The sequence below is a fragment of the Streptomyces sp. NPDC059861 genome (assembly GCF_042731435.1).
Classification (GTDB): Bacteria; Actinomycetota; Actinomycetes; order Streptomycetales; family Streptomycetaceae; genus Streptomyces.
Genome location: NZ_JBHWJQ010000015.1, coordinates 149,618 through 155,940, shown reverse-complemented (window position 1 = coordinate 155,940; position 6,323 = coordinate 149,618). Strand labels below are relative to the sequence as shown.

Below are 6,323 nucleotides of genomic sequence, written 5' to 3'. Positions count from 1 at the left end.
CAACGTCGCCCGAACACGGTTCACTTCATGTGCGTCCACACACTCACCGTGCCCCTGAACAAGGTAGACACACAGACCTAACGGAGTCCTACTAGTTCCTGTCACCTTTATGACCAGGCGGCCCGCTTGGTTGTGACATGGGTGGGAGCCGGGTCAGCGCAGCGACCCGAGAATCACGGCGACGACCAGCACCATGGTCAGGCTGATCAGGATCATCGACGTCCTGGTCCCCCGCAGCCATCGCCCCAAGCGCAGCTCATGCTCTTCCTGCGCCGCTTCGAGAGCGTTGGTGATGTGTCCCGTCACCATGCGCGCGACGTGTCGCTGCTCTTCGACGTACCAGCGTTCTATACGGACTCTCTGCTCCAGCGTCAGTTCCGGCACGTAGGCGAGGAAGGCTGCGACACGTCGTCTCGCCGCGGCCATGTGGGCCTGCCTGTACAAGAAGTGCTCCATGTCGATCAGGCCGCGTGCGGCCTCCTCGCGCGCGTCCATACTGTGCCTCCAAGGAAGGAATGAGAGTGTGAGCGGCCGCCGCCGGCTCACGCCGGCACCTGGTCGCTCCTGTGCCCCTCACCGGGGCGCTGCGGATCGCCACCGGCAACGAACGCGTCCCGTGGGTGCTGGACGGAGGCCAGGGAGACGAGGTCCCGGCCGAACAGGGCCGCAGTGAGCCAGACACTGAGAACACGGACCTTGCGCTCCCACGTGGGCACGGCCAGAACGTGATAGCCGCGGTGCATCAGCCAGGCGGGAACACCCTTGATGACGATGCCCTTGTACTGGAAGATGCCTCGCCCCAAGCCGAGCGTCGCCACGACTCCCAGGCTCTCGTGGCGATATTGACGGATCCTGCCTCCGCGCAGGCTCGCCGCGATGTTTTTCGCGAGCAGCTTGCCCTGTCGTACGGCGTGCTGGGCGTTGGGCACCGTGTGTGCCCCCGGAACGGGTGACGCCAGGTCCGGGACCGCGGCGTCGTCACCGGCGGCCCAGACGTCCGGCACCGGGTCGCTGTCGGTGCCCGCGCGAAGATCCGGGCGGACCACGAGGAGACCGCGCTGGTCGATCGGCAGGTCCGTGTGGTTGTGCACGACCGGGTTCGAGGCGTTCCCCGCTGTCCAGACGATCAGTGCGGAGTCGAACTTCTCACCGCTGGAGAGCACGACGTGTCCGTCCACGGCCGAGACGAGCTGCGTGTTGAGATGGACGCGCGCACCTCGCCGCTGCAGGGAGCGCACCACCCAGGCGCCGGGCCCGTCCGAGACTTCGGGCAGAATGCGGTCACGGGCCTCGACCAGGTGGAAGGACAGCTCGTCGAAGCTCAGTTCCGGATAGGACTCGAGCATGGCGGTCGCCAGCGACAGCAGTTCACCGAAGCCTTCGACGCCTGAGAAGCCGCCCCCCACGAAGGTCACGGTGAGCAGCTTCCGGCGCTCCGCGCCCGGCGGCAGCGAAGCTGCCTGGTCGAAGGCGGTCAGCAGCTGGTCACGAACGGCCACCGCCTCTTCCACGTGCTTCAGGCCGATCGCCTGCTGGGCGAGCCCCGGTATCGGGAAGGTGCGAGTGACCGCGCCGGCGGTGACCACGAGGATGTCGTACCCGAGCTCGTAGTCGGCTCCGCTCGCGGGCCGGACGACGGCCGTTCTGTCCGCATGGCGGATCTGCGTGACGCTGCCCGCGATGATTCGGGTGCTGCTCAGGTGTCGCCGCAACGACACCGCGGCGTGGCGTGCTTCCACCGATCCCGCCGTGACCTCCGGCAGGAACGGCTGGTAGGTCATGTAGGGGCGCGGGTCCACAATCGTTACCCTGGCCTCGCCCTTGCGCAGCCTCTTCTCGAGCCCCCAGGCCGTGTAGAAGCCCGAGTAGCCCCCGCCGACGATCAGAATCTCACGCATGGTTCCCTCTGTTGGTTGTGCTCACCAAACAGACAAGGTGGGGCGGAGCGGTGTGACAGACCGCTTCTGAAGCGGGCTCCGCGCACGGACAGGGGGCCGGGTTCCGGTGCGATCGTGGCTGCTGTCGAGGTCCGCCCGCCGCGGCGTGGCGTGCCGGGTACGCAAGGGCCGGCCCGCGAGGACGATGCTGCAGCAGGTGTGCGAGCACGCGGCCGCAGCACCGCACATCGGTGGTCGGCGGCTCCCTCGTGCCCGGGCTCCGGGACCAGCACCACGGCCGCGGTAATGGGTCGCAGGTTCAGCATGCGGCGGCAGCCGGCGGCGCACAGGATGATCAGAAGCCGATCAGTGGTCGCTCAGCAGGCGGACGGGCTCGCGGTAATCCCTTCGCTCGGTATCTGCCCGGTCGCGTACGGTCTGCGCATGACCAGGACCACGCCGGCCAGACCGGTGTCCGTGGAGGCCGTCTTCCCGGATCTGGCCGCCTACCGGGGCCGGACGACCCGGCTGCACCCCCGGCCCGGGCGGCCCGGTGTGCGCGACAGCCATGTCGGCGGGCCGATGCTGTGGCCGCAGGACGAGCCGTGGCCGGTCTGCCACGAACCGCACCAGCGCGAGACCGAGGGGTACGTGCCGGACGAGATTCGCAGCGCACGGGCCGCGGGGGTGTGGCCGCGGAGCCGGCCGTGGCCCGGCACCGGAACGCCTGGGCAGGACGGACCGGTGCCGTTCGTGGGGCTCGCCCAGTTCTTCCGCCGGGATGTCCCGGGCCTGGCTGCCGGGCCTGACGGTGCGGACCTGGTGCAGCTCTTCCGTTGCCCGTTCACCCACGGTCCCTTCCTGGAGCGCCGCTACCGCCTGCGGTGGCGACGGGCCGAGGAGACCGAGCGCGTAAAACGCTTCCTCGCCGCCCCGCCCGAAGTGCCCCTGCTGCGATGGGAGCACGAACTCCCCGAGCCGTGTGTCCTGCATCCCGAAGAGGTGGACACCTATCCCTGGGCCGAGGACGACACGCTGCCCGCCTCACTGATCGCGCTCATCGACTCCTGGGACGACGCCCAGGCGTCGGTACACGGCCGCGCCGCTCCCAGCTACCAGTCCGACCTGTCGATCCCGCCCGGGTGGCGGGTCGGCGGCTTTCCCAGCTGGGCGTCGACGGGGCCGACGGCCATCGGCTGCGCGTCCTGCGCGACCCCGATGCGGCTGCTGCTGACCGCCGGGGGCGACGAGATGGACGCCTGCTCGCACAGCTGGATGCCGGTGGAGGACCGCGACCCGACCCTGGAAGGGAAGGCCTCGATCCAAGGCGGTCGGTCCGTTGCCCAACCCACTCGGCTCCGCTTCGGCCGGGACGCCGACCTGCACGTTTTCACCTGCCCGGCCGACCCCGGACACCCGCCCCGATGGGTCCTCTCCTAGGGCGGTCGAGGCCGACAGACTTGAGCAGCGAGCGGGCCGCTCCAGGCTTGGATCGGCCGGGACAGCCCGCTGTACGCATCACGCGCACCGGCGATCACGCCCCCGCCGAGGAACGGGGCCGGCTGTGCTTGCCGTGCGGCGGCTGACGAGCGCGCCGCTGGTCGTCCTCCTGCCGACCACCGTCCCGCCTCGCGCATCGAGGTGGACCTGCGCGATCCGGGCCGCGCCGACTTCATCGACTCGCCCGCCGGCTACGGCAAGCGCGTCCTTGTCGATGAACGGATGGCCGCCCTCGGCGGCAGGTTCTCGGCGAGTCCCTGGCGCTCGGTGCTGACCAGGCGGGCGCCCGGAGTAGCCGGCACTGCCCGGGTACCGGCTCGGCCTCGCGGTGTACATGTGAGACAACGACCCGGCTCTGCCGGCAACTTGCGCCGCAGAGCCGGGTCGGATCGCGTAGCACGGGCTGGATCGCGATGGGCGCGTGCCGCGTGCGTCAGGCCGCCTGGGTGAGTTCGGCGCGGCCGAACAGCAGGGCGTAGCCGGAGGGGAGTTGGGCCAGGATGCGACTCAGGAGTTCCTCGCCGGCGAGTTGTGCCACGATGCGTAGGACGGTACCGGTGTCCCATCGGGCGGTGGCCGCCGTGCCGCCGGTGTGGGACGCCACGTCTTTGACGAAGCCCCAGCCGGTGAGGCGAACGGTTGCGGGGATCTCGGCTGTGAAGGTGACGGCGGCCTCGTGCGGCAATCTGGCCGCGAGCTCCACTCGCTCATCGCCGGTGATCTGGCGTCCGAGGGCGGCCAGCACGGCGCTCACGGACTCCTCGGCCTGTGCGCAGGTGGCGTATGCGCCTTCGTGACGCACTCTTTCGAGCATCTGCTCGAACGTCATACCCGCGGTGGAACGGCACGGCTCCTGCAGGGGAATCATCGGTGACGCGGTTGCCTTTCTCGTCTCAGGTGATCGCGAGGCGGTGGCCGGGACTCGCCCGCCGACCACCGGCCTCGCTCGGGTGGGGGAAGGGGTGCCGCTGCCTGGGCTATGCGGGCTGGGGGTGGCCGAACAGCAGGTCGTATCCCGCTGGGAGCTGGAGCAGGATGCGGCGGGTGAGTTCGTCGCCCGCGGCGTCGGCGACCACGCTGAGCACAGCGCTCACGTCCCACGTCGCGGTCTGTTCCGTGGCTCCCTCGATCCATGCCGCGGTGGCCCGTACGAACCGCTCGGGGGAGAGCGGTTCGTGAGCCTGGAGCGGATTGAGCAGGATGAGTGCCAAGTGTTCCGGCAGCCGGGCGGCCAGTTCCGCCCGTACCCGTCCCACCAGGTGCGCGCCCAGCAGGGCCAGCACGGTCCGGGCCACCCGCTCGGCTTCCTCGGTGGTCCTGTACTCGCCGCGTTCCCTTACCTGGTTGAGGAACGCCTCCCATCGCATGGTCATCGCTGCTCCCTTGGCATGTGCGGCGGAGAGCGGAGGACGGGGGCGACCGTAGGGCAGGCCGCCCCCGGCCTCCGGGGCGCGCGGCTGGGGAGGAGACTCAGCCGCTGATCTCCTTGTGCGCGGAGCCGCCGCCGATGGCGATCTTGCGCGGCTTTGCGCGCTGGGCGATCGGGATACGCAGGGTCAGCACACCCGCGTCGTAGTCCGCCTTGATCTGCTCGGTGTCCAGGGTGTCGGCCAGCATGACCTGGCGGGAGAAGACGCCCAGAGGCCGCTCGGAGAGCTCCATCTGCACGTCGTCCGCCTTGGTGACAGGCCGCCGCTCGGCCTTGACGGTCAGCATGTTCCGCTCGACGTCGATGTCGATCGCGTCCGCGGACACACCGGGCAGGTCAAGGGCGATCACGTACTCCTCGCCCTCACGATAGGCGTCCATAGGCATCGCCGACGGCCGCGACCAAGTCCCGGTCGTGTTCAAAAGCTGCTGGGTGAGGCGGTCGAGCTCCCGGAAGGGATCGGTGCGCATCAACATCGTGAAAACACCTCCAGCGGTCAGTTCAGGCACTTGCTGCCAATGCGTTCACCTGCCATCGTTGTAACACGTCGTCCATATGATGACAAGTGAATGCGTCATCCAGATGATGACGCCAGAATCAGGAGGCTTCATGACCGTTGACGATCAGCCCACCCCCCGCGGCCGCGGCATTGCCCCGGCATCCTTCGTCGCCGCCGCAGCGGCGCTGAACCAGATCGACGAGGTCATGCGCGCCGCCCGGACCTCGCCGGACGGGGAGCAGCCCGAGCCGGGCCAGGACAGCTCGCAGCAGGCACTCGCCGCGCTCCTGCTGCTGCGCGAAGTGCGCGACCAACTGGCCGAGTGGGAACCGAGCCTGATCGAAGAGGCCCGGGAGGCGGGCGCCAGTTGGGCCGATCTCGCCCACCCCCTCGGCGTCTCCAGCCGTCAGGCCGCCGAGCGCCGCTATCTGCGCGTACGCCCAGGCAGCCCGGGGTCCACGGGCGAACAGCGGGTACGGGCCGCCCGCGACCGCCGCGCCGCCGACCGCACCGTCACCGCCTGGGCCCGCGTACACGCCGCGGACCTTCGCCGACTCGCCGGCCAGATCACCGCGCTCACCGACCTCTCCGCCGCCGCGCGCACCCCGCTCGCCGACCTCAGCGCCGCCCTCGCCGACAACGACGCCGCCGCCCTCGTCGGCCCCCTGACAGCTACACACGCGCATCTGGAGTCCGACCACCCCGACCTCGCCGCGCGTGTCGACGACATCGTGCGCCACACACACCGACTCCGCCGACACAGCGGCGACCAGCGTCACAGCCAAGCGTGACGCGGTGGCGACGTACAGCGCTGCGGGAGCAGCACCCCGACCGGAGCCAGGACGGGGTCGTCCTGCGCGGTCCGGATCGGACGGGCGGCCACCGGTCCAGCACCCGCGCGTCTCGGCCCCCGGCTCCCACCATGGCCGCCACCGGCGTTGCCGCCCCTCACGACCGGTAGGCCCCACGGCAGCGCTTGCTCCAACGCACCTCGTTTCAAAGGCAAAGAAGCGGCAAT

Annotated in this window: 7 protein-coding genes; 2 read left to right on the top strand and 5 right to left on the bottom strand. The window is 70.0% G+C overall.

What is annotated here, in order from left to right:
• Nucleotides 1-153: 153 nt before the first annotated feature.
• Together ACFV6X_RS16245 and ACFV6X_RS16240 are read right to left on the bottom strand one after the other, a co-directional pair.
• Nucleotides 154-495 (bottom strand): hypothetical protein, encoded by a 342-nt coding sequence (locus ACFV6X_RS16245; RefSeq protein WP_385383414.1) that lies wholly within the window; start codon nt 493-495, stop codon nt 154-156.
• 47 nt (nt 496-542) lie between these two features.
• A complete protein-coding gene (locus tag ACFV6X_RS16240; RefSeq protein WP_385383411.1) occupies nt 543-1,898 on the bottom strand; it encodes an NAD(P)/FAD-dependent oxidoreductase in 1,356 nt (451 codons plus the stop codon).
• Nucleotides 1,899-2,321: 423 nt separating this feature from the next.
• Between ACFV6X_RS16240 and ACFV6X_RS16235 the strand changes: the two genes are divergently transcribed.
• Entirely contained in the window at nt 2,322-3,317 is a 996-nt protein-coding gene (locus ACFV6X_RS16235) for a hypothetical protein (protein ID WP_385383408.1), read from the top strand.
• Between the two features lie 493 nt (nt 3,318-3,810).
• On the opposite strand, the gene ACFV6X_RS16230 is transcribed toward ACFV6X_RS16235, so the two are convergent.
• From ACFV6X_RS16230 to ACFV6X_RS16220, 3 genes are all read right to left on the bottom strand, one after another.
• A complete protein-coding gene (locus ACFV6X_RS16230) occupies nt 3,811-4,245 on the bottom strand; it encodes a DUF2267 domain-containing protein (protein ID WP_385383405.1) in 435 nt (144 codons plus the stop codon).
• Nucleotides 4,246-4,354: 109 nt separating this feature from the next.
• A complete protein-coding gene (locus ACFV6X_RS16225; protein WP_385383402.1) occupies nt 4,355-4,750 on the bottom strand; it encodes a DUF2267 domain-containing protein in 396 nt (131 codons plus the stop codon).
• 97 nt (nt 4,751-4,847) lie between these two features.
• Complete coding sequence (locus ACFV6X_RS16220; RefSeq protein WP_385383399.1) at nt 4,848-5,282, bottom strand: Hsp20/alpha crystallin family protein; 435 nt, start codon at nt 5,280-5,282, stop codon at nt 4,848-4,850.
• 133 nt (nt 5,283-5,415) lie between these two features.
• Between ACFV6X_RS16220 and ACFV6X_RS16215 the strand changes: the two genes are divergently transcribed.
• Entirely contained in the window at nt 5,416-6,096 is a 681-nt protein-coding gene (locus tag ACFV6X_RS16215; protein WP_385383396.1) for a type III effector protein, read from the top strand.
• Nucleotides 6,097-6,323: the final 227 nt, after the last annotated feature.